At 30.2% G+C, this 21,568-nt stretch carries 23 protein-coding genes; 9 read left to right on the plus strand and 14 right to left on the minus strand.

The window, feature by feature from the left end:
* Positions 1 to 72: 72 nt before the first annotated feature.
* The 5 genes from FBF10_RS04815 to pssA are packed head-to-tail and all read left to right on the plus strand — an operon-like array spanning position 73 to position 4,626.
* Complete coding sequence (locus FBF10_RS04815; RefSeq protein ID WP_002866134.1) at positions 73 to 465, plus strand: chemotaxis response regulator CheY; 393 nt, start codon at positions 73 to 75, stop codon at positions 463 to 465.
* Between the two features lie 22 nt (positions 466 to 487).
* Positions 488 to 1,333, plus strand: coding sequence for a 50S ribosomal protein L11 methyltransferase (locus FBF10_RS04820; protein WP_002856135.1), 846 nt, complete (start codon positions 488 to 490; stop codon positions 1,331 to 1,333).
* Positions 1,334 to 1,336: 3 nt separating this feature from the next.
* Positions 1,337 to 3,274: an ATP-dependent zinc metalloprotease FtsH gene (gene ftsH / locus FBF10_RS04825; protein WP_052789828.1), complete on the plus strand. Its 1,938-nt coding sequence runs from the start codon at positions 1,337 to 1,339 to the stop codon at positions 3,272 to 3,274.
* Positions 3,271 to 3,888, plus strand: coding sequence for a phosphatidylserine decarboxylase (locus FBF10_RS04830; RefSeq protein WP_004308607.1), 618 nt, complete (start codon positions 3,271 to 3,273; stop codon positions 3,886 to 3,888). The genes ftsH and FBF10_RS04830 overlap by 4 nt, the downstream gene beginning before the upstream one ends.
* Before the next feature lie 9 nt (positions 3,889 to 3,897).
* Positions 3,898 to 4,626 carry a CDP-diacylglycerol--serine O-phosphatidyltransferase gene (gene pssA / locus FBF10_RS04835; protein ID WP_002859122.1) on the plus strand — a complete coding sequence of 243 codons (729 nt, stop codon included), beginning with the start codon at positions 3,898 to 3,900 and terminating at the stop codon, positions 4,624 to 4,626.
* Here the strand turns inward: pssA and FBF10_RS04840 are convergent.
* Entirely contained in the window at positions 4,617 to 5,414 is a 798-nt protein-coding gene (locus tag FBF10_RS04840) for a ferritin-like domain-containing protein (protein ID WP_004308609.1), read from the minus strand. The genes pssA and FBF10_RS04840 overlap by 10 nt on opposite strands.
* 89 nt (positions 5,415 to 5,503) lie before the next feature.
* On the opposite strand from FBF10_RS04840, the gene FBF10_RS04845 reads away from it, so the two are divergent.
* The 3 genes from FBF10_RS04845 to cetZ all read left to right on the plus strand — a co-directional run bounded on the left by FBF10_RS04845 (position 5,504) and on the right by cetZ (position 7,874).
* Positions 5,504 to 5,863, plus strand: a complete 360-nt coding sequence (locus tag FBF10_RS04845) for a methionine-R-sulfoxide reductase (protein ID WP_002826104.1) — start codon at positions 5,504 to 5,506, stop codon at positions 5,861 to 5,863.
* 14 nt (positions 5,864 to 5,877) lie between these two features.
* Positions 5,878 to 6,504, plus strand: a complete 627-nt coding sequence (locus tag FBF10_RS04850; RefSeq protein WP_002860212.1) for a MarC family protein — start codon at positions 5,878 to 5,880, stop codon at positions 6,502 to 6,504.
* 80 nt (positions 6,505 to 6,584) lie between these two features.
* Positions 6,585 to 7,874 (plus strand): energy taxis response protein CetZ, encoded by a 1,290-nt coding sequence (gene cetZ / locus FBF10_RS04855; RefSeq protein WP_002860211.1) that lies wholly within the window; start codon positions 6,585 to 6,587, stop codon positions 7,872 to 7,874.
* A gap of 21 nt (positions 7,875 to 7,895) precedes the next feature.
* On the opposite strand, the gene aat is transcribed toward cetZ, so the two are convergent.
* Genes aat through sstT form a run of 13 tightly spaced genes read right to left on the minus strand, consistent with a single transcriptional unit; the run spans position 7,896 to position 20,144 of the window.
* The gene (aat, locus tag FBF10_RS04860; protein ID WP_002826100.1) at positions 7,896 to 8,543 is read right to left on the minus strand and encodes a leucyl/phenylalanyl-tRNA--protein transferase; all 648 of its coding nucleotides are present in this window, start codon (positions 8,541 to 8,543) and stop codon (positions 7,896 to 7,898) included.
* Positions 8,518 to 10,647, minus strand: coding sequence for an AAA family ATPase (locus FBF10_RS04865; protein WP_020247032.1), 2,130 nt, complete (start codon positions 10,645 to 10,647; stop codon positions 8,518 to 8,520). The genes aat and FBF10_RS04865 overlap by 26 nt, the downstream gene beginning before the upstream one ends.
* Entirely contained in the window at positions 10,644 to 10,934 is a 291-nt protein-coding gene (locus tag FBF10_RS04870) for an ATP-dependent Clp protease adaptor ClpS (RefSeq protein WP_002852892.1), read from the minus strand. The genes FBF10_RS04865 and FBF10_RS04870 overlap by 4 nt, the downstream gene beginning before the upstream one ends.
* Positions 10,934 to 11,536: a TlpA disulfide reductase family protein gene (locus tag FBF10_RS04875; RefSeq protein WP_002888338.1), complete on the minus strand. Its 603-nt coding sequence runs from the start codon at positions 11,534 to 11,536 to the stop codon at positions 10,934 to 10,936. Before FBF10_RS04875 ends, FBF10_RS04870 begins: the two co-directional genes overlap by 1 nt.
* Positions 11,537 to 11,546: 10 nt before the next feature.
* Entirely contained in the window at positions 11,547 to 11,999 is a 453-nt protein-coding gene (gene smpB / locus FBF10_RS04880) for an SsrA-binding protein SmpB (protein WP_002853449.1), read from the minus strand.
* Positions 11,996 to 12,763 (minus strand): 4-(cytidine 5'-diphospho)-2-C-methyl-D-erythritol kinase, encoded by a 768-nt coding sequence (locus FBF10_RS04885; protein WP_002888335.1) that lies wholly within the window; start codon positions 12,761 to 12,763, stop codon positions 11,996 to 11,998. The genes smpB and FBF10_RS04885 overlap by 4 nt, the downstream gene beginning before the upstream one ends.
* Positions 12,760 to 12,987, minus strand: coding sequence for a carbon storage regulator CsrA (gene csrA, locus FBF10_RS04890; RefSeq protein ID WP_002852854.1), 228 nt, complete (start codon positions 12,985 to 12,987; stop codon positions 12,760 to 12,762). Before csrA ends, FBF10_RS04885 begins: the two co-directional genes overlap by 4 nt.
* A complete protein-coding gene (gene truB, locus FBF10_RS04895) occupies positions 12,981 to 13,799 on the minus strand; it encodes a tRNA pseudouridine(55) synthase TruB (protein WP_002852653.1) in 819 nt (272 codons plus the stop codon). The genes csrA and truB overlap by 7 nt, the downstream gene beginning before the upstream one ends.
* Positions 13,796 to 15,871 carry a 3'-5' exonuclease gene (locus tag FBF10_RS04900; protein WP_002888333.1) on the minus strand — a complete coding sequence of 692 codons (2,076 nt, stop codon included), beginning with the start codon at positions 15,869 to 15,871 and terminating at the stop codon, positions 13,796 to 13,798. The genes truB and FBF10_RS04900 overlap by 4 nt, the downstream gene beginning before the upstream one ends.
* Entirely contained in the window at positions 15,868 to 16,305 is a 438-nt protein-coding gene (locus FBF10_RS04905) for a hypothetical protein (protein WP_002888330.1), read from the minus strand. The genes FBF10_RS04900 and FBF10_RS04905 overlap by 4 nt, the downstream gene beginning before the upstream one ends.
* Complete coding sequence (locus tag FBF10_RS04910) at positions 16,299 to 18,020, minus strand: M3 family oligoendopeptidase (RefSeq protein WP_002888328.1); 1,722 nt, start codon at positions 18,018 to 18,020, stop codon at positions 16,299 to 16,301. The genes FBF10_RS04905 and FBF10_RS04910 overlap by 7 nt, the downstream gene beginning before the upstream one ends.
* 3 nt (positions 18,021 to 18,023) lie before the next feature.
* Positions 18,024 to 18,911 (minus strand): aspartate carbamoyltransferase catalytic subunit, encoded by an 888-nt coding sequence (locus FBF10_RS04915; protein WP_002888326.1) that lies wholly within the window; start codon positions 18,909 to 18,911, stop codon positions 18,024 to 18,026.
* A 9-nt stretch (positions 18,912 to 18,920) separates the two neighbouring features.
* On the minus strand, positions 18,921 to 20,144 hold the full coding sequence (gene sstT, locus FBF10_RS04920) for a serine/threonine transporter SstT (protein WP_002888325.1): 1,224 nt from the start codon (positions 20,142 to 20,144) through the stop codon (positions 18,921 to 18,923).
* A 139-nt stretch (positions 20,145 to 20,283) separates the two neighbouring features.
* Between sstT and metK the strand changes: the two genes are divergently transcribed.
* On the plus strand, positions 20,284 to 21,480 hold the full coding sequence (gene metK, locus FBF10_RS04925) for a methionine adenosyltransferase (protein WP_002852836.1): 1,197 nt from the start codon (positions 20,284 to 20,286) through the stop codon (positions 21,478 to 21,480).
* The last annotated feature ends 88 nt before the right edge of the window (positions 21,481 to 21,568 follow it).

Raw genomic sequence — 21,568 nt, forward strand, 5'->3', positions numbered from 1 at the left:
AAATTTTTTAGCTTGATTAATAAGGCTAAAAAGGGTAAAATAAAACTATAAAAACTTTGAAAGGACGAAATTGTGAAATTGTTAGTTGTTGATGACAGTTCTACTATGAGAAGGATTATTAAAAATACCCTAACAAGACTTGGACACGATGATGTTTTAGAAGCTGAGCATGGCGTTGAAGCTTGGGATTTATTAACTAAAAATGAAGATGTAAAAGTTTTAATTACAGATTGGAATATGCCAGAAATGAATGGCTTGGAGTTGGTAAAAAAAGTAAGAGCAGAGAAAAAATATGAAGATATGCCTATCATCATGGTTACAACTGAGGGCGGAAAAGCTGAAGTGATTACTGCTTTAAAAGCTGGCGTAAATAACTATATTGTAAAACCTTTTACTCCACAAGTTTTAAAGGAAAAACTTGAAGATGTTTTAGGAACAGGAAGTGGAGAAGGTGCAGCTGAGTAAAGGCTGATTTTTAAAATTCTAAATGCAAAAAAAATATTATGAATTGTTCTTTATCGTAGAAGAGCGGTATAAAAATTTATTTCTTGATTTTGCTTTTGATTTAGGTATAGAAGCCATAGAAGAGAAAGATAATGGTGTTTACATTAGATCCCATGAGAGTTTAGAAGAGTTTTCATGGGCACTTGAAATATTTGCTCAAAAACTTACAACTACTTTCAATTTAAACCATAAAATTATTTCTAATTTAAGTCTTGTAGAGAAAGAAAACAAGGACTGGATACAAGAATATAAAAAAGGCATAAAACCTATCTTAGTGGATAATGTTTACATCCATACAACTTGGCAAGAAGAAAAGAAGAATTGTATAAATATAAAGATTAATCCAGCCTTAGCCTTTGGCTCAGGACATCACGAAAGCACATATTCTTGTGTAAAATTTTTACAAAAATTTTCTAAAAGTAAATTAAGAGCTTTAGATCTTGGTTGTGGTAGTGGAATTTTGGGTATTATTATGGCAAAGTTTGGTTGTAATGTTGAAATTTGTGATACTGATGAGTTGGCTATTGATAGTTCTTTAGAAAATGCAAGATTAAATGGTGTCGATTTTCACAAGGCTTGGTGTGGATCTATAGATAAAGCAAATGGTTTATATAATCTAATTGTTGCAAATATCATTGCAGATGTGATTTTAATTTTAGAAAAAGATATTAAAAACCATTTAGAAGATAATGCTATACTTATTTTGTCAGGAATTTTAGATAAATATTCAACAAGAATTAAAGAAAAATTTCAAGATTTGGAACTCATTGATGAAATGCAAATCAATGAGTGGTGTAGTTTTGTATATAAAAATAATAAAAAAGGATAAGTAATGAATAATAATACCCAAAATAATAAGGGTAATCCGCAGGGTAATAATTTTTTTAACAAAAATCCCATTTTTATTTTTGCGATTTTTGCAATTGTAATGATAATTATTTTTAAGGGATTTTTTGATGGCAATGGTTCTTTTGGCGGGGCATTGAATGGCAATGAAGTAAATAAAAATGTCCCTTATTCTGAGTTAAAAAAGCTTATTGAAAGTGGACAAATCAATCAAGTTAGTATAGGACAAACAACAATCAAAGCGATTTCAAGCTCTCACAATACTGTTTATACAGCAAAAAAAGTTAATGATCCTGAGCTTGTGAGTTTACTAGATAGTAAAAATATCGCTTATGGTGCGTATTCTGAAACAAATTGGTTTACGGATATATTTTTTTCATGGGTTTTGCCAGTATTTATTTTCTTTGGTATTTGGATGTTTTTGGCAAGTCGTATGCAAAAAAATATGGGAAGTTCTATATTGGGTATAGGAAGTTCTAAGAAGCTTGTAAATTCAGAAAAACCTAAAGTAAAATTTAGCGATGTAGCTGGTGTTGAAGAAGCTAAAGAAGAAGTAAAAGAAATTGTAGATTTTTTAAAGTATCCTGAAAGATATATTAAATTGGGAGCTAAAATTCCAAAAGGACTTTTACTTGTTGGGCCTCCAGGTACAGGAAAAACTTTGCTTGCAAAAGCAGTTGCAGGTGAAGCTGATGTGCCGTTTTTTAGTGTTTCAGGTTCGTCTTTTATAGAAATGTTTGTGGGTGTAGGTGCTTCTCGTGTGAGAGATTTATTTGAAAATGCAAAAAAAGAAGCTCCTGCTATTGTTTTTATAGATGAAATAGATGCTATTGGTAAAAGTCGTGCAGCAAGTGGCATGATGGGTGGAAACGATGAAAGAGAGCAAACTTTAAATCAGCTTTTGGCTGAAATGGATGGCTTTGGGACAGAAAGTTCCCCAGTCATTGTTTTAGCAGCAACAAATCGCCCAGAAGTTTTAGATGCAGCGCTTTTAAGACCAGGAAGGTTTGATAGACAAGTTTTAGTTGATAAACCTGATTTTAAAGGTAGGTGTGATATTTTAAAAGTGCACATGAAAGATGTCAAAATCTCCCCAAAAGTTAAAGTAGAAGATATAGCACGCTTAACCGCAGGGCTTGCAGGAGCTGATCTTGCAAATATTATTAATGAAGCAGCGCTTTTAGCGGGTAGGGATTCTAAAAAATATGTAGAGCAAAATGATTTAGTTGAAGCTGTTGAAAGAGCTATAGCAGGGCTTGAGAAGAAATCACGTCGTATTAATGAAAAAGAAAAGAAAATTGTTACTTATCATGAATGCGGTCATGCTTTGATTGCTGAAACTACCAAAGGCGCAAAACGTGTAAGTAAGGTTTCTGTGATTCCGCGTGGTCTTGCGGCTTTAGGTTATACTTTAAATACTCCTGAGGAAAATAAATTTTTAATGCAAAAACATGAACTTATCGCTGAAGTAGATGTACTTTTGGGTGGTCGTGCAGCTGAAGAAGTGTTTATAGGTGAAATTTCAACGGGTGCAAGTAATGATTTAGAAAGAGCAACCGATATCATAAAAGCTATGATTTCTATGTATGGTATGAGTGAAATTGCAGGACTTATGGTACTTGAAAAACAAAGAAATACTTTCTTAAGTGGTGGACAAACTATCAAAGATTATTCTGAAAAGATGGCAGAATCTTTAGATGATTATGTAAAGAAAACCTTGGATGAACGCTATAAAGATGTTAAAGATACTTTAAATACTTATAAGGGAGCGATTGAGACTATGGTTGCAGCCCTTTATGAAGAAGAAACTATTGAAGGTAATAAAGTGCGCGAGATTATTAAAGAGTTTGAGGATCAAAATAGTCTACCAACTCGTTTACAAGAACTTGAAGAAGTTAAAACTGAAGTTAAAGTAGAAGAATGAAAGATTTTATTGCAAAAGATGGATATTTAAGTCTTATTATTTTAAGCTTAATTTTTATTTTTGTGTGGATTTTTTATTCTTTTTCCATCTTGCTATTAGCATTAATTGTAATTTGTATTTTTCTTTTTAGAGCGCCCAAAAGAGAACTTGTTTGTAGTGATGAAAAAGCTATTTTTGCACCTATGGATGGTAGGGTTACTAAAATAGAAAATATTCATCATAAAGATTTGGGTGAATGTGTTGAAATTACTATTAAAAATGCTCTTTATGATGCTGGGAATTTTAATACACCTTTTGCAATGTCTATAATAGATATTCGTTTACGACATGGGCTTTTTTTGTGCAGTGAATTAAAATCTGCAAAAATGATGAATGAAAGAGCTTTTATTTTGGCAAAAGTTAAAGAGAGTAAAATGATAGCCTTGCGAATCTATGCAGGTTCTTTTGATAGAAAATTAAAGCTTGATAATATTTCTCATGATTTAAAAGCAGGAGATAGAATAGGTTTTTTAATTAATGGCTCTATAAGTTTACTTTTACCAAAAGATACTAGAATTCATATAGGCTTAAATGATGAAATTAAAGCAGGTTCATTGCTAGGCTATTTTGCGTAAGGAAAAATAATGAATAACAGACCGCAACTAATTTATATTTTACCCAATCTTTTTACAGCTGCTTCAGCTTTTTTAGGGGTTATTTCTATTATAGCTTCAATACATGGAAATTATTATACAGCTTTGATTTATATTATTTTATCTTTGATTTGCGATGGGCTTGATGGCCGTGTTGCAAGACTTACAAATTCTACTTCAAAATTTGGGGTAGAATTTGATTCTTTGGCTGATCTAGTAGCTTTTGGAGTTGCTCCAGCGGTTCTTTTTTATATGGCTATAGGTTATGATTTTGGAAAACTTGGATCTTTGATTACAGCTTTTTTTGTGGTTTTTGGAGCTATTCGTTTGGCGAGATTTAATGTTACCACAGGCACTTATGAACCCTCCGTTTTTATAGGTCTTCCTATACCTACTGCAGCAGTTGTGAGTGCTATATGGACTTATGCGTTTATCAGTTATGATTTTTTAAAGCCTTATGGCGTAGTTTTTTTGGTGCTTCAAGCAATTTTAGGGCTTTTAATGGTAAGTAATATACGTTATCCTAGTTTTAAAAAGCTTGATTTTAATCGTTCTAGTGTTTTAAAAGTTTTAATTATTTTAATTATAATATTTTCATTTTTATATCTTTACCCTCTTGAAAGTTTAGTAATTTTAGCAAGCTTGTATGTGCTTTATGGAATTATTCGGGTTTTATATACCATTATCGTTTCAAAATTTAAGATAAGAAATCAAGAGTAAAATTTTTCAATGACTTCGCATTCTTCTTGAGTGAAGCCAGCTTTGATTCTTGCTTGAATGTTAAGTTTTTTTCCCGCAAGAGAGAATTGTTTAAACATTTTGCAAAGCTCAATAAAATCATACCTGTTTTGATTTGCAAATTTCCACCAAGTATCTCCTTTTTTAACGTGTTTTATTTCATCATTAAGTATAATTTCAAGATATTCCATTAGAAGATTTTTAATGGAATGATTGGAACTTTGAAGTTTTTGAACAACAAAGGGGTTGGCATCAAGCCCTTTAGCTTCTAAACCTCTATGAACTACTCCCATTCTAAAGCTTAAAGAGTCTTTTGTAGCTTCTAGAGCAGATTCTAAATTATCATGCACTGGAAAATTTCCATATTTGTAACCAAGTTCTTTAAGTGCTGAATTTAAAAGTTTGAAATGTTTAATTTCCTCATCTGCTACCTCCAGCCAATCGTAATAAAATTGCAAAGGTAGATTTTTAAAGCGATAACTCGCATCTAAAGCCAGGTTAATTGCATTAAATTCTATATGAGTGACTGAATGAATTATTTTAGCAAGCGCATGAGTTGAATTGACAAATTTAGGCCTTCTTATACGCGTAGGATGAAGCAAGGTAATTTGTTGTGATGTATTTTTTTTGAAAATGCTTTGATGCTCGTGATTAAAAATCAATTTGTGGCTTTTAAAGTCTTCATAAAAATTTTGAAAAGAGTGAAATTTTATAGTTATATTTTTTTCATATAAAATATCTTGAAGTTCTTGAAAAAATTCTTTTTGCATTTAAAACTTTCTTGAAAATTATAAAAATTTATCATTTAAAATTGAAAATTTAATTATATAATATAAAAATTATTTTACAAGGGTAGATCATGAAAGAATTAAATGAAGAAGAAAAAAAAGTAATTTTAAATAAAGGAACAGAAGCTCCTTTTAGTGGGAAATATAATGATTTTTATGAAAAAGGAATCTATCAATGCAAGCAATGTGGAGCTTCGCTTTATAAATCCGAAGATAAATTTAAATCAGGTTGTGGATGGCCTAGCTTTGATGATGAAATAAAAGGGGCTGTTAAAAGAATTCCTGATAAAGATGGGATTAGAACCGAGATTGTATGTGCAAATTGCAATGGACATTTAGGTCATGTTTTTGAAGGAGAAGGATTTTCTGCTAAAAATGTAAGACATTGTGTAAATTCTATTTCTTTGGAATTTGTAAAAACTAAGGATTGATAGTGTTTTCTAGTATGGGTTCTGAGCTTTATTTGATGTTTTTTGCTGCAATTACTTTACTTGCTATATTAAATCCTTTTGGTAATTTAACTCAATTTTTGGCTATGAGTGATGGATTGCCTTTAATGCTTCGAAAAAAACTTTTTAGAACTATTCTCTATACAGCTTTTACTATAGTTTTGGTGTTTTTATTATCAGGACCTTTATTTATGAACTATATTTTTAGAGTTTCATTGGATGATTTAAGGGTTTCTGGTGGTTTGGTTCTTATTATAATGGCTATTAAAAATTTACTTTTTTCAACAAAAATTGCAACTAAGGATTTTAGTTCTTATCAAGATATGGATGATAAGGAAATTTTAAGACAGAGTTTAATACCTATGGCATTTCCTATGCTTGTTGGGCCTGGAACTTTAGCTAGCGTTATTGTTATAGCCGAAGATGGTGGGCTTGATGTTGCTCTTGGCGGAGTAATGATAGCTTTTATTTTTATGTTTATACTTTTTCATTTTGCAGCTACTATAGAAAAAATAGTTGGAAAATTGATTTTACATGTTTTTTCTCGTATAGCACAAGTATTTATTGTTGCTATGGGGTTTAAGATGATTATTGTAGGTTTAAAGGATATATTTAACTTATAAATTAATATAATTTTAAGTAAATAATACTATATAAATATGATATAATTTTAAAATAATTTATTATTAAAAAGGTGAGTTTTATGTTTGGTGCTAAGAAAAATAATACTAAAATAATTGAACAACTTGAAAAAAAATGTAATGGTTTAGGAGATATTTTAAGATCTATTGGGAATACCATGGCGGTAATTGAATTTACTACTGATGGCGTTATTTTAGAGGCAAATCAAAATTTTTTAACAACTATGAAATACTCCCTTTCAGAGATCAAGGGTAAGCATCATAGTATGTTTTGTTTGCCTGAAGTTGTTAATTCTTCAGCATATAGTGATTTTTGGAAAGATTTAAGAGATGGAAAAGCTAGAAGTGGTCTTTTTAGACGTATAGCTAAGGGAGGGATAGATGTTTATTTAGAAGCAAATTATCTTCCAATTAGTGATAATAATGGTTATGTTTATAAAATTATTAAATTTGCCAATGATATAACTCAAAGACATTATGAAATGCTTGATCTTAGAAATACTATTGCTGCTGCTAATCGTTCTATGGCTATTATTGAATTTAAACCTGATGGGACTATTATTACGGCTAATGAAAATTTTTTAAGAACTATGGATTTTAATATTGATGAGATTAAAGGAAAGCATCATAGTATGTTCTGTGATTCTAATTATAGACACTCTAAGGACTATGTTCAATTTTGGGAAGATTTAAGAGAGGGTAAATTTCAATCAGGTAAATATATAAGATACGGAAGAAATAATAAAAAAGTATACCTTGAAGCAAGTTATAATCCGGTTAAAAATGATGATGGAAAAATTTACAAGGTTATTAAATTTGCTACAGATATAAGCGAACAAGTTAAAAAAGATCAAGAAAAACTTCGTCTCATAAGCGAACTTGCAGAAAAAAATGATAATCTTACTCAAGATGGAGATCGTGTAATTGAAAACACTGTTTCAAATGTTCAGAATATTGCTGATATGATGTCTCAAAGTTCAAATCTTGTTTCCTCTTTAAATCAACAATCAGATGAAATTAAATCTATTATTCAAACTATTAGTGATATTGCTGATCAGACTAATCTGCTTGCTTTAAATGCTGCTATTGAGGCAGCACGTGCTGGTGAACATGGTAGAGGTTTTGCTGTTGTTGCTGATGAAGTAAGAAATTTAGCTGAAAGAACAGGGCATTCGGTTAATGAAATTACCACTACGATTAATTCTATTCGTAATGTTACATCACAAGTGGTTGAGAGTATTAAAAGCGGTTTAGAGGATGTTAATCAGAGTGTTGAACTTGCAAAAGAAGCAAGAGAGTGTATGGAGAAAATTCGTGAAAGCTCTGCTGAAGTTGCTAAAGCGATGTCATAAGCGTGATTTTCACGCTTATTTTTAAGTAATTAAATCTTTAAAATTTTTAAAACCACTTTCTTGATTGCATTTTTCTTTTAAAATATTTAAAAATTCTTTCCTAGAAATATTATGAGCACCCATAAATTCTAAATGTTGGTTATAAACTTGACAATCTATGATAAAATCATAAGGTTTTAATAAATCACAAAGTTTAATCATGGCAACTTTAGATGCATTTTTTTTAATGCTTACCATGCTTTCACCAAAGAAAACCTTGCCTAAAATTAAACCATAAATTCCACCTATAAGTTCATTATTTTCATAAAGTTCAAGGCTATGCGCATAGCCTTGGGTAAATAACTTATAATAAGTGGTAATAAATTCATCATCTATCCAGCTTTGAGAGCGTGTATCGCGACATAATGTAATTAATTTTAAAAAATCATAATCAAGTTTAATTTGATAGAGATTAATAAATTTTTTCATATTTTTTTGGATGTGAATTTGATTTGGAATTAAAATGCATCTAGGATCTGGACACCACCAAGTTACAGGTTTACTTGTCCATGGGAATAGACCAAAAGTATAAGCTTTTACAATAAAATCAGCTTCTAAATTTTGACTTAAAAATACAGGAGCATTTTTAGGCGCATTGAGTAATTTAGAATATAAATTCGAGCTTTCCATTTTTACCAAGTTTGATTTTAGCTATACCACCTTTTTTAAGCTTTCCAAATAAAATTTCATCACTGATTTTTTCTCCTATTTCCTCAGAAATTATGCGTTTTAAAAGCCTTACTCCAAATTCTTTATTATAGGCTTTTTTAGCTAAATAAATTTTAGCTTTATCATCCACTGATAATTTTATATTATTTAAATTTTTAGAAATTTCGTCAAGTTCTTTTTCGATAATTTTAACAAGTATAGCATCGTTTAAATCATTAAAATGTAAAATTTTATCAATGCGATTAATAAATTCTGGAGCAAAAAAGTCTTTGATAGCACGATTACTTTTTTCTTCATTTTTACTTAAAAAACCAAGCTCATTGCTTTCTTTAAGTCCTAGATTAGATGTCATAATAATGATTGTATTTTTAAAATCTACTTTAAGACCGCTATTGTCGGTGAGTTCAGCATTGTCAAAAATCTGTAAAAAGGTATTGCTTAAATCAGGATGAGCCTTTTCTATTTCGTCAAAAAGAACAAGACTGAAAGGATTTTTGCGAATAGCATTGCTTAAAAGTCCACCCTCTTCAAAACCTATATATCCAGCTGGAGATCCTATTAGTTTACTTATAGCATGTTTTTCTGCATATTCACTCATATCAAAGCGTTCTAAATTTAAACCTAAAAATTCAGCTAAAGCTTTGCAAAGTTCTGTTTTTCCAACTCCACTTGATCCAGTAAACAAAAACACTCCGCGTGGTGCATTGGAATTTTTAAATCCTGCGAAACTTTGCTTAAGTGATGAAACAAGGCTATCTATAACTTCATCTTGGCCAAAAATTTTTGCTTTTAAATTTGTTTTTAAGTTCATTAAAGCTTTATTTTGATCGAATTCAAACATTTTGTGATGGTGGGTCATTTTTGCTAAAACATTTTCTAAATCTTTTAAATTGGCATTTTTTTTAGCTCTTGGATTTAAAGCAAAAGAAGCGCCAAGTTCATCGATCAGATCTATAGCGCTATCAGGTAAAAATTTATCATTAAAAAATTTTTTACCCCAAATTACAGCATATTGAAGAATTTCATCGTTTAATTTGATATGATGAAATTCTTCATATTTGTTTTTTAATCCTTTAAGAATTTGCAAGCTTTCTTCTTGGCTTGGTTCATCTACATTTATTTTAGCAAAACGGCGACTTAGGGGTTTATTTTTATCAAAAGTATTTTTATATTCCATAAAAGTTGTTGCACCTATGCATTTTAAAGTTCCATTGCTTAGAGCTGGTTTTAAAAGATTGGAAAAATCAGTATGAGATTCTCCTGTGCTTCCAGCTCCTACTATAGTGTGAATTTCGTCAATAAATAAAATAGCATTGGGTATTTTCTCAAGTTCACTTAAAATTTCTTTAATTCTTTTCTCAAAATCTCCACGGTATTTTGTTCCCGCAAGTATACTAGCCATATCAAGACTAAAAATTTTTGCATTTTGTAAGTTTTTAGGCACCTTTTTTTCCGCAATAGCCAATGCTAATCCCTCTACAATGGCTGTTTTTCCAACTCCTGCTTCTCCTACTAAAATAGGATTATTTTTCTTGCGACGTGAAAGAATTTGCATCATTCTTTCAAGTTCAAATTTTCTTCCTATTAAAGGATCAATTTTGCCATTTTGAGCTAAAAGTGTTAAATCACTTGTGTGGTTGTTTAAATTTTGTATATTTTCATGATTTTGAAGTTCTTGAATTTTGTTAAGATTTATGTTGTGTTTTTTTAAGAGATAGCTAGAATAACTTCTTGAATCCTGTATGAGCTTTTCTAAAAAATCTATAATTTTAATTTCATTATTTTTATTTTTAGATGAAAGTAAGATTTCATCTAAAACAACAGATATTGTAGGTTCTATTTCTTGTTTAATAACTTGATTGTTTTGAGAAATGTAATTTTTTAATTCAGTTTCTAGAAGTTCAAGATCTCCATCTGAAAATTCTTCAAATATATCCTTAAAATCAGTGCTTAGTTTTAGTAATGCAAACAGTACATGCTCACAGGTAACAAATTCATGGTGATTTATTAAGCTTAGATTTTTGGCATTATCAAGATATTTTTGTAAATTTTCTTGGTATTTCATTCTTCTTCCACCTTTGCTTGTAGTGGAAAATTAGCAAGTTTAGCCGCATCCATAACTTTTTTTTGTTTTGAAAGAGCTATTTCCTGGGTGTAAATGCCACAAATTCCAGAACCATTGTGATGAATTTCTAACATTGTTTGACTTGCTTTCTCAAGGTTTTGATGAAAAATATTCATCAAAATTTCTATAACAAAATCCATGGTTGTTACATCATCATTTAAGAGTATAACTTTATACATTTTTGGTTCACTAAGTTTTGTTTGCTCTAGAGTTTGGGTTTTTGGCATTATTTTCCTTTGTAGATTTTATTTAAATCTTCTTGCATGAGTTCTGTTGGAATTTTACCAAGATAAAAATTTGTTGGAGTATTATTATTCCAGTAATCGCTTATTTTTTGATAAATTCCATTTTTTAAAACAACTTTAAAAGGAAGTTGCTCCATATTTTGATAGTCTATATCTTTTAAAATTTGAGCAATAATACGATCATTAGAGCTGCCATTGCTTAGAAAATAGTAAGCACCATAATCATCCGCGAATTTTTTAACTGTTTCATCGCTAACATCTTCAAAATGTGTAAGTCCTATAATGATAAATTTGCTAGAATTATTTTTCCAAAGTTTGCTAAGATCTAAAGCTTCTTCTTTACATGGGGTGCAAAAAGTGCCAAAAAAATCAAACATTAGAACTTTTCCTTCCTCTCCTTCCACCACAAAACCTTTATCTGTTCTTATTAAAGTTTTGCTTCCACCATTTACACTATTTAAGACTATTTTATCTCCTTTGTGATACTCTTCAAACATGAAATCATTTTGAATTTCTTCTTCTTTGGAGCAAGCATTAAGAAAAAATGCTAAACTTATTAAAAATAGGGTTAAAATTTTTTTCATTTAATTTCCTTTATTTATAATTTTTCATAGCAACTCTAGCTTCTAAATCGGCTTGCTTTTTCTTTAAAGTTTCACGCTTGTCGTGCAAATTTTTCCCTTTAGCTAAAGCAAGGGTAGCTTTTACTTTATTTTTTGTGTTAAAATAAAGATCTAATGCAACGATAGTATATCCTTCTATACTTACTTTACCTAATAATTTATCAATTTGCTTTCTATGCATTAAAAGCTTTCTAGCACCTCTTTCTTCGTGTTTATAGAAAGAATGTGTAGTATGAAGCAATGAAATATGAGAATTAAGTAAAAAAATCTCATTTTTTATAATGCGAACAAAAGAGTCTTTAAGATTTGCTCTTCCTGCTCTTAAGGCTACAACTTCACTTCCTTTAAGGACAATTCCGGCTTCAAAGCGTTCTATGATGCTATAATCAAATAAAGCTTTTTTATTTCTCGCAATAATTTTCATCGATCAACCTTAAAAACACTACTACCGCTACCGCTTAGAAAAAAATCTTCTTGCAAGTAAGACTTCATTTTAGGATATAAAGTTGCACAAGGAGTAAATAAATCATTTAATTCTTTGTTTTTAAAGTTTTGTAACAACTCTTTTGTGCTGAGTTTTTTGTAGATTTGCGCTTGATTATTGTTTTTTTGAAAGTCAAATATTTCTCTATCAAATTCATCATAAACAGCTTTAGTTTGGCAAGATATTTGTGGAAAAGTCCATTTTAAATTAGGTATGTCATCTTCAAATTCTTCTATAATTTCGCCACAGCCACTTACATTAGCAGAGTGAAAGCCACTTAAAAAAAAGGCAATATCACTTCCTAGTTGCATGCTTAAATTTATAAGTTCTTGCAGGTTTAATTTTAAATTTAGGGTTTCATTCATTAGTAGTAAAAAACTCGCACAATCGCTACTTCCACCGCCAAGTCCAGCACATACTGGGATATTTTTTGTGAGTTTTAGGCTTTTTTTGCTAAATAATTCTTTTAATTCGTTATTATATCTTTTAGAAAGTAGCAAATAAGCCTTTTGAATAATATTATTTTCGCATTTAAAATTACTGATGATTTCAAATTCTTTTTTAGAATCTGATTCTTTATCAACAAGCTCAAGCTCATCAAAAAGATCTTTTAAAAGTATAAATCGTGATTCTAAAAGATGATATTTTCTTGAGTCAAAACCGGTAAGTTTTAAAAAAATATTTGCTTTAGCGTAAGCTTTCATTTGATTAGTTTTTTGCTTAAGTCATCAAGTTTAATATCATTCTGAACAACAGAATGCAAATTTTCATCCTTTACTTGTTGAACAAGTTCTTTTCTAAGTATCATAAGGGATTTTGGAGCTTCTATGCCTATTTTGGCATATCCTTTCCCTGTTTGAACGACTTTGATTTCTATACCTTCTCCGATAATTATACTTTCATTTTCTTTTCTTGATAATATTAACATTTTTCAACCTTATTTAGAAGATATTTTACTGTATTTTCTTTAATATTAATTATGCTAAAATATTTTTCTGTTTCAATATAATAATCTCCTTCATCATGAAATTCTAATTCTTCGACAAAAATTTTAGCACCATTTTCGAGCTTATTTAAATCCTTGATAAAATTTGGCTTTAGGTTAATGTATTTTAACACATTTAAGCTTTTCTCATTATTATAAACAAATTTGCCTTCTTTAATGCGCTCTAAAGAGCTTAAAGTCGCATTAATACCTAGTTTTCTAGCAAAAAGTTCACAATAAGATCTTATGTAAGCACCTTCACTGACTGTGATTTCAATATTTAAAAAAGGATGATTATAGCTTAAGATCTTACAATCAAATACTTCCATTTGACAAGGTTTTAAATTTGCTTCTATACCTTTTTTTGCAAGTTCATAGGCGCGAGTTCCATTGATTCTTTTGGCGCTAAATTGAGGTGGTGTATAGGAGATAATTCCTTGCATTTGATCAATGATTTGTTTTAAATTTGCAAGATCAAATTCTTTTATATTTTGAATTTCTTTTATATTTTGATCATCAAGACTTAAGGAGTAAACTCCAAGCCATAAAGTAGCTTTATAGGTTTTTGGGGTTTTTTTTAAAAAACGGAAAAGTTTTGTGTATTGTCCAAATGCAACGATTAAAACCCCTTTGGCGAAAGGATCAAGAGTGCCAGAATATCCTGCTTTTTTATTTTTATATTTTTTCTTTAAAGTACTTAAAAAGGCATTAGAACTCAAACCCTTTGGTTTAAAGGCTGCAAAGATCTTGTTCATACTGCTTTTTCCACAAAGCTTGCCATGATTACACGCATTATACCACCAAAATTAATATTAAGCTTTTCCTCTTTTCCGCTTTTATTAACTTCAACAACCCTGCCAATGCCAAAAATTTTATGTTTAACTAGATCTCCTTTGCAAAAACTAGTTTTTTGTATATTTTGATTTTTTGATTTTTCATTGATTAATTTACTTTCTTCTAAGAAGCGACTAGGATTGATATTTGCTCTTGAACCATGATAAAAACGAGAATTTGCAACACTTATTGTGAGAAATTTCTTGGCGCGAGTGATGCCAACATAAGCAAGACGGCGTTCTTCTTCGAGATTTTCTTCGCTATTTAAAGGAAAAAATCCTTCGTCAAAGCCTATTATAAAAACATAATCAAATTCCAAACCTTTGCTAGCATGAATGCTCATCAAGCAAACACATTCTTCATCTAAATTATCTTGATCGCTTAATAAAGAAATTTCACTAAGTAGATCTTCTAAAGAAGCTTTGGGATCTTCTTTGAGTTTTTCTCTTAGATTAGCATAAAACTCATCAAGATTTCTGATTCTTTCATCTCCATCATCTTGCTCTGAAAAATAATCTTTAATTTTAAATAATTCTTCTATATTGTCAAAAACCTTTTTTGCATTATCGTAGCTTTTTAGAGTGTGAATATTTTGTATAAAAATATTTGCTTCATTTTGTGCTTTTTTTGTTGTTAAAATTCCTACACCACCATCGCTTTCGCATAGGGCATCAAAAAGTGAAATTTGACGTTTTTTTGCATATTCTTCTAAATTTTTTAGGGCTTTTTCTCCTATGGATCTTTTGGGGCGATTAATAATACGTTTAAACGACAAATCATCGCTTGGATTTAAGATAAGTCTAAGATACGAGATTAAATCTTTTATTTCTAATCTCTCATAAAAACGCATACCACTAAGTAGTTTATAAGAAATTTGTTTCTTCATAAATGCTTCTTCTATTGCTCTTGATAGTGCATTAACTCGAAATAAAATGGCGATCTCTTTAGCTTCTACTCCAGAATTTAGCAATTTTTTCACTTCTTGAGCGATATATAAACCTTCATCTTTTTCGTTTTCGTTTTTTAATATTTTAATATTTTCCCCAGTATCTTTAGTGCAGATTAAAGTTTTTCCAAGTCGTTGCTCATTGTGAGATATGAGATTATTTGCTGCTTGTAAAATAGTCCCTACTGAACGATAGTTTTGTTCAAGTTTTACAAGTTTAACATTTTTAAAATCATTTTGAAAATTTAAAATATTTTCAATTTTTGCTCCACGCCAACTATAAATACTTTGATCATCATCACCAACAACTGTGATATTTTCATGCATACAACATAGATTTTTTAGAATTTTATATTGCAAGGTATTAGTATCTTGATACTCATCAACTGTAATGTAATTATAAAGTAAGCTTTGTTCTTTGGCAAAATTTATATCATTTTCTAAAATGAGATTGCTTAGTAATAAAAGATCATCAAAATCTACAAAATTTTGTTTTAATAAGTATTCTTCATAAGCACGGTAATAGTTGGCAAATTTGTATTCATTTTGATATTTTTCAAAATTATGTTCTTTTAGTAAATTTAAATCTTCAAAGACATTGCTTACTCTTTTGTCTTCATTTTTGCAATAAGATATGTATTTGATAATATCATAGACATTATCTTTGTTTTTATCATGGATTAAGTCTTTAATTATTTTTTTTGTATCATCTGTATCGATAACAATAAAACTATTTTTACGCTCCAATCTTTCAAAATGGAGTTTTAAAAATAAAAGTCCAAATTTATGAAAGGTACAAAGCAAAGGATTGTGATTGCCTTGCAGAAAATTTAATGCTCTATGACGCATAACACTAGCTGCTTTATTTGTAAAAGTAAGAGTAAGAGTGTTATGCGAGGGGATGCCTACTTCACCGATAAGATAAGCAAGACGAGTGGTAATAGTTTTGGTTTTTCCACTACCTGCACCCGCTAGGATAAGCATAGCTCCATCAATGTGACTTACCGCTTGTTTTTGACTATCATTTAAATCTTCAAATAGATTCATTTTTTGAAAATATCTTTATTTTTTGGATTATTTAAAAATATATTTTTAGATTTTTGTAAATTTTTACTATCTTCGCGTTTATAAAGGCTAAAATTAACAAATAAAATGCTATTTTCTATTTGAATTTGCGTGATAGCTCCTAAATCAACCTTTACAAAACTATCAAAATCATCATTTCCAAAACCTGCGTGAAATTGAATGAAATCTTTATTTAGTTGTATGGATTCAAAGGTGTATCCTCCAAGAGCAAAAAGAGCATAAGGATTTTGTTTAATATCAAGCTCTTTGGGAAGTTCAGGGTTAAAATCTATGAAATTTGTATTTGCAACTATGGAAAATTCTATATTTTCTTCCATAAGGTGTGAAATAACTTCATAACAATGCTTTTGCATGGTATGGATAAAATTTTCATTTTTTAAGATTGTTTCTAGCATGATTGTAACTCCATGAATTCATTGATGAGTTTTTGAATTTCTTTTATGCCTATTTCCCAAAAATTTTCATCTTCTATATCAAATCCAAACATTCCTACTAGTTCTTTTGGACTCACGCTTCCACCTAAAGAAAGCATTTTGATATAAAGTTCTTTAAAATTTTCACATTTTTTACTTTTGTAAAGTCCATAAAGAGCTAAAACTAAAAGTTGTGCATAGGCATAAGCATAGCAGTAAAAAGGAGAATGGATAAAATGAGGAATATAACTCCACCAAGAAGCATAATTTTTTGTAAGTTTTACGCTGTCTTGAAACATCCTTTGAGATTCTTCCATCCAAATTTTATTGATTTCTTCGGTGCTAAGTTCATTTTCTTGAGCATGTAAGCGTCTTTCAAAACAAGTAAAATTAATTTGTCTATAAAAAGTTGCAAAAATATCTTCGATTTTATTTGCATATAAAGATAGGAGTTCTTCTTTTTTTAACTTATCTTTAATAAAATCAAATACGAGCATTTCAGCAAAAACTGAAGCTGTTTCTGCGGTGGTTAAAGGCGTGTTTTGATTTAAATAGCTTACATTATAAGAAAGTTTTTGATGGATGGTGTGTCCTAATTCATGTGCAAGTGTAAAAAGATCGCGTCTTTTATCGGTGTAGTTTAATAAAACAAAAGGATGTGCATCAGAAGTTGCAGAATGTGAAAAAGCACCCCCTTGTTTATTTTCTTGTGGATAAACATCAATCCAGCCTTGATTAAAAGCATTTTTTGCTATATTATAAAATTGCGGAGAAAAAGCTTGAAATGCCTCTAAAACAATATTTTTACTTGTTTTAAAATCAAAACTTGCTTCTTTTCCTATGGGTGCATATCTATCATAGTCTTTAAGCTCATCATAGCCTAAAATTTGTTTTTTTCTTTTGTAAAATTGCGATACTAAGTTAAAATGTTTTTGCGCACTTGCTATCAAAGAATCAACGCTTTTTTGTGAAATTTGATTGCTGATATGTCTTGAAATTTCAGCATTTTCATAACCTCTTAATAAGCTTATATTTTTTCTTTCTGTTTTTATCATATTGATAATAAAACTTAAAAGTCTGCTATTTTTTTGCAAAACTTTACTGAATTTTTTAGCAGCTTTTTTGCGTATCTTTCTATCTTCATCATACATTTTGCTTAGAATTTCTTCTTCGCTAAGTTTTTTACCTTCAAAAGGGATTTTTAAAGCACTCATACTTTCATCAAAAAGTCTACTAAAAGCATTTGCACCTGTATTTGAAAGATAAAGCATAATGCGTTCTTCGTTTTTGCTAAGATTATAGCGTTTGTTTTGCAATAAATTAGAAAGATAAAAATCATAATCTTTGCAAAAAGTTGTAAATTCTCGACTTTTCTCAGGAGCTAACTCGCAAAATTCAAGCTCGAAAAAGAGTAAATTTTCTTCTATTTTTTTGCATTCTTCTTCGTATTGTGCGTAAAAAGAACCATTTTGAGTGTTTTTAGCAAAAAGCAAATAAGCATAAGTCATGATTTTACCAAGAGCTTGATTTAAATTTTCATAATCTTTTAAAGCTTGCAAAAACTCATTAGCATTTAATGTATAAAGTTTATTTTCATAGTTTTTTTTGAAATTTAAACTTTGTTGGATTTGATCTTGTGTAAAATTTTGCAATGATTCTTTATCGTGAAATAAAGCACTTAAATCCCATTCTAACATTTTTTATCCTTCATTTTCTAGTATGAGTTTTTTAAGAACAGCCATTCTAATAGCCACTCCATTTTTAACTTGTTTTAAAACTAAAGTCCTTTCATCGCTCATCATTTCATCGCTTATGTCAATATTGCGATTAACAGGGCCTGGATGTAGTAAAATAAGCTTTTTATCCTTTACTAAGCTTTTTTGAATGCAAAAATCATTTGCATAGTCTTTAAGTGAAGCATAAACGGTTTTATTATGTCTTTCTGTTTGTGTTCTAAGACTCATGATAATATCTGAATTTGCTATGATATTCTCATCAAGCTTATAATGTTTTTTAAGATGGGTATTAGGCATAAAATGTGGTGGAGCTACTAGGGTAATATCAAGATTAAACCTGCTTAAAAGTTCTATATTGGACGCTGCAACGCGGGAATTTTTAATATCACCTACGATGCAAATTTTTTTACCTTCGACATCGCCTTGAAAATGATTATAAATAGTAAATAAATCTAGCAAAGCTTGGGTAGGATGGGCGTGTTTTCCATCTCCTCCATTAACAACTGGACAATGCATATGCTTTGCTAATATCAAAGGAACTCCTGAGTTTGCGTGTCTTACAACAATAGCATTAGGACTCATGGCATCTAAATTAGCAGCAGTATCATAAAGAGTTTCTCCTTTGCTAGAGCTTGATCTTGAAACATCAAGGCGTAAAACCCTAGCACCTAATCTTCTTGCAGCGCTTTCAAAAGATGAAAGGGTGCGTGTAGAGTTTTCAAAAAAAATTGTCGTGATACTTTTTCCTTTAAGAAAAGTTCTAGGTTTTTCATCTAAGAAATCACTTGTTTCTTTAAAAAGCTCCATAATTTCGACTTTATTAAAATCCTTTGTAGTGATGAGATGACGCATGTTTTTACCTTATTTGATATTGTAATTTAATTCATTTTTAGAACAAATTGCTGTAAAAAGAACATCTGTAGAACTATTTAAAGCAGTTTCAACACTATCTTGAATAACCCCTATAATAAAACCTATGGCAACTACCTTCATAGCAATATCATAGTCTATATTAAATAAAGAACAAGCCAAAGGTATAAGCAGTAAAGATCCGCCCGCAACTCCGCTAGCCCCACAAGCTGCAAAGGTGGCAATAATGCTTAATAAAAAGGCTTGTAAAAGACTGATTTCTATACCAACGGTATTGGCTGCAGTAAGACTTAAAATAGCTATAGTAACTGCTGCTCCTGCCATGTTGATAGTAGCTCCTAAAGGTATAGAAATGCCATAAAATTCTTTATCTATGCCAAGTTTAGCGCAAAGTGCCATATTTACAGGAATATTTGCCGCTGAACTTCTTGTAAAAAAGGCAAAAAATGCACTGTGCCTTAAGCAGATAAAAATTAAAGGAAAAGGATTTTTTCTTGTATAAAAAAAGACTATTAAGGCATTGATAACAAAAGTAACAAAAAGCATAGTAGCTACAAGTAAAATTAAAAGTTTTACATAACTTAGCAAACCTTGTGCTCCTGTTTGTGCTACAGAATTAGCCACAAGTCCAAAAATTCCAAAAGGGGCAAGTTTTACTATAAATTTAACGATTTTTAAAACCCCTTCATTGATATCTATAAAAACTTGTTTTGCTTCGTTAGAACAGTGTTTTAATGCTATACCTCCAGCTATTGCCCAAGTTAAAATTCCTAAATAATTTCCGCTTGAAAGAGCATTTATGGGATTATCGACAATTTTAAATAAAAGATCTTTGAAAATATCACTCATGTGGGTTGGAGATGAGTTTGTAGCGGTTTGAACTCCATCTAAAACAAGCTTTACAGGGAAGAAAAAATTAGCAAGAACCGCACAAGCTGAAGCAAGAAAGGTGCCTACTATATACAAAATAATAATATTTTTGATCTTAGCACCACTTTGAGAAAAATCTTTAGTGCAAATTGAGGTTAAAATTAAAATAAAAACAAGCATAGGAGCGATAGCTTTTAAGGCACTTGTAAAAAGTATTCCAAGTAAATTTGCAATTTCAGATATTTCTTTAGAGCTAATGCCTATAAGTATTCCTAGTGCTATACCTATGCAAATTTGAACTATGAGGTTGCCTTTAGCGTAGCTTTGAATGATTTTAGAAAACATAAAAACCTTTTAAATATTTTTTATATCAAAAGTTGATTTTAACTAACTTTTGCTTAATTTTAGAGAATTTTTAATTTATCAAGCTTTGATAAGTTTATTTGGATACAATTGTGGTTCATTTTAAATGAAAGGACTTTTTATGTATCTATTCACTTCAGAAGTCGTAAGTGCAGGTCATCCAGACAAGTGCGCTGATATAATCGCTGATACGATAGTGGATATACTCTTGAAAAATGACAAAAATTCAAGGGTGGCGAGTGAGGTTTTTGTCGCAGGAAATAAGGTTGTGATAGGAGGCGAAGTTAAGTCAAATCACAAACTTAGTAAAGCTGATTACGATAATTTAGTTAAAGATGTTTTAAAAAACATTGGTTATGACGGAGCAGGCCATTTTAGCAAAGAGCAGTGTTTACATCCTGATGAGGTTGATGTTATGGTGTTTTTAAATGAACAAAGCCCTGATATCAACCAAGGTGTCGATCAAGAAGATGGCGAAACAGGAGCAGGTGATCAAGGCATTATGTTTGGTTTTGCAAGTTGTGAAGCTGAGGAATATATGCCAGCAGCTATTAGTTATGCAAGAATGCTATGTGATAGAGTTTATGCTTATGCAAAAGCAAATCCACATGAACTTGGAGTGGATATTAAAACTCAAGTGACTATAGATTATGGCACTAAGGCGAATTTTGAAAATTGCAAACCGCAAAGTATTCATACTATAGTAGTTTCTGCACCTTGTGTTGAAAGTATGAAAATAGAAGATTTAAGATCTTTAGTGATGAAACTTATCTTAGATAGTAATTTACCAAAAGAACTTTTTGATCCTAATAAGACTAGAATTTTAATCAATCCAACTGGTAAATATGTTAATCATTCTTCTTTACATGATAGTGGTTTAACAGGAAGAAAACTTATAGTAGATAGTTTTGGAGGTTATTCTCCAATAGGTGGTGGTGCGCAATCGAGCAAAGATTATACTAAAGTTGATAGAAGTGGACTTTATGCAGGTAGATGGTTAGCTAAAAACATAGTTGCAGCAGGGCTTGCTAAAAAATGTATAGTTCAACTTAGTTATGCTATAGGTGTTGCAAAACCTACTTCGGTAAGCGTGGATTGTATGGGCACAAATACCAGTGTAAATGACGATGTTTTAAGTGATTTTGTAATGCAAAATTTCTCTTTAACGCCAAATTGGATCCGTGATAAATTTCATCTGGATAAACCAAGTAAAGAAACTTTTCTTTATGCGGATGTAGCAGCTCGTGGGCAAGTAGGACAAAAGGACTATCCTTGGGAAAAACTTGATGCTCTAGAACAGTTTAAAAAGCTACTTTAAAAAATTAACAATATTATACAAGCTTAAACAAGGCTTGTATAATTATAAAGAATTAATAAAGTTATATTAATTTTTGACTTAGAGGGAT

Origin of the sequence: Campylobacter sp. CFSAN093249, assembly GCF_011067895.1 — a bacterium.
GTDB classification, from domain to species: Bacteria; Campylobacterota; Campylobacteria; order Campylobacterales; family Campylobacteraceae; genus Campylobacter_D; species Campylobacter_D jejuni.

What these genes read in the sequence shown, in the direction of transcription:
- smpB (WP_002853449.1), bottom strand. Translation starts at nt 11,999, where the DNA reads ATGAAAATTATTGCGAGAAATAAAAAAGCTTTATTTGATTATAGCATC.
- FBF10_RS04845 (WP_002826104.1), top strand. Translation starts at nt 5,504, where the DNA reads ATGAAAGAATTAAATGAAGAAGAAAAAAAAGTAATTTTAAATAAAGGA.
- FBF10_RS04840 (WP_004308609.1), bottom strand. Translation starts at nt 5,414, where the DNA reads ATGCAAAAAGAATTTTTTCAAGAACTTCAAGATATTTTATATGAAAAA.
- csrA (WP_002852854.1), bottom strand. Translation starts at nt 12,987, where the DNA reads ATGTTAATATTATCAAGAAAAGAAAATGAAAGTATAATTATCGGAGAA.
- FBF10_RS04905 (WP_002888330.1), bottom strand. Translation starts at nt 16,305, where the DNA reads ATGCTAGAAACAATCTTAAAAAATGAAAATTTTATCCATACCATGCAA.
- FBF10_RS04820 (WP_002856135.1), top strand. Translation starts at nt 488, where the DNA reads ATGCAAAAAAAATATTATGAATTGTTCTTTATCGTAGAAGAGCGGTAT.
- FBF10_RS04865 (WP_020247032.1), bottom strand. Translation starts at nt 10,647, where the DNA reads ATGAAATACCAAGAAAATTTACAAAAATATCTTGATAATGCCAAAAAT.
- FBF10_RS04900 (WP_002888333.1), bottom strand. Translation starts at nt 15,871, where the DNA reads ATGAATCTATTTGAAGATTTAAATGATAGTCAAAAACAAGCGGTAAGT.
- FBF10_RS04910 (WP_002888328.1), bottom strand. Translation starts at nt 18,020, where the DNA reads ATGTTAGAATGGGATTTAAGTGCTTTATTTCACGATAAAGAATCATTG.
- FBF10_RS04885 (WP_002888335.1), bottom strand. Translation starts at nt 12,763, where the DNA reads ATGAAAGCTTACGCTAAAGCAAATATTTTTTTAAAACTTACCGGTTTT.
- FBF10_RS04870 (WP_002852892.1), bottom strand. Translation starts at nt 10,934, where the DNA reads ATGCCAAAAACCCAAACTCTAGAGCAAACAAAACTTAGTGAACCAAAA.
- FBF10_RS04875 (WP_002888338.1), bottom strand. Translation starts at nt 11,536, where the DNA reads ATGAAAAAAATTTTAACCCTATTTTTAATAAGTTTAGCATTTTTTCTT.
- aat (WP_002826100.1), bottom strand. Translation starts at nt 8,543, where the DNA reads ATGGAAAGCTCGAATTTATATTCTAAATTACTCAATGCGCCTAAAAAT.
- ftsH (WP_052789828.1), top strand. Translation starts at nt 1,337, where the DNA reads ATGAATAATAATACCCAAAATAATAAGGGTAATCCGCAGGGTAATAAT.
- FBF10_RS04850 (WP_002860212.1), top strand. Translation starts at nt 5,878, where the DNA reads ATGGGTTCTGAGCTTTATTTGATGTTTTTTGCTGCAATTACTTTACTT.
- truB (WP_002852653.1), bottom strand. Translation starts at nt 13,799, where the DNA reads ATGAACAAGATCTTTGCAGCCTTTAAACCAAAGGGTTTGAGTTCTAAT.
- metK (WP_002852836.1), top strand. Translation starts at nt 20,284, where the DNA reads ATGTATCTATTCACTTCAGAAGTCGTAAGTGCAGGTCATCCAGACAAG.
- FBF10_RS04915 (WP_002888326.1), bottom strand. Translation starts at nt 18,911, where the DNA reads ATGCGTCATCTCATCACTACAAAGGATTTTAATAAAGTCGAAATTATG.
- pssA (WP_002859122.1), top strand. Translation starts at nt 3,898, where the DNA reads ATGAATAACAGACCGCAACTAATTTATATTTTACCCAATCTTTTTACA.
- sstT (WP_002888325.1), bottom strand. Translation starts at nt 20,144, where the DNA reads ATGTTTTCTAAAATCATTCAAAGCTACGCTAAAGGCAACCTCATAGTT.
- cetZ (WP_002860211.1), top strand. Translation starts at nt 6,585, where the DNA reads ATGTTTGGTGCTAAGAAAAATAATACTAAAATAATTGAACAACTTGAA.
- FBF10_RS04830 (WP_004308607.1), top strand. Translation starts at nt 3,271, where the DNA reads ATGAAAGATTTTATTGCAAAAGATGGATATTTAAGTCTTATTATTTTA.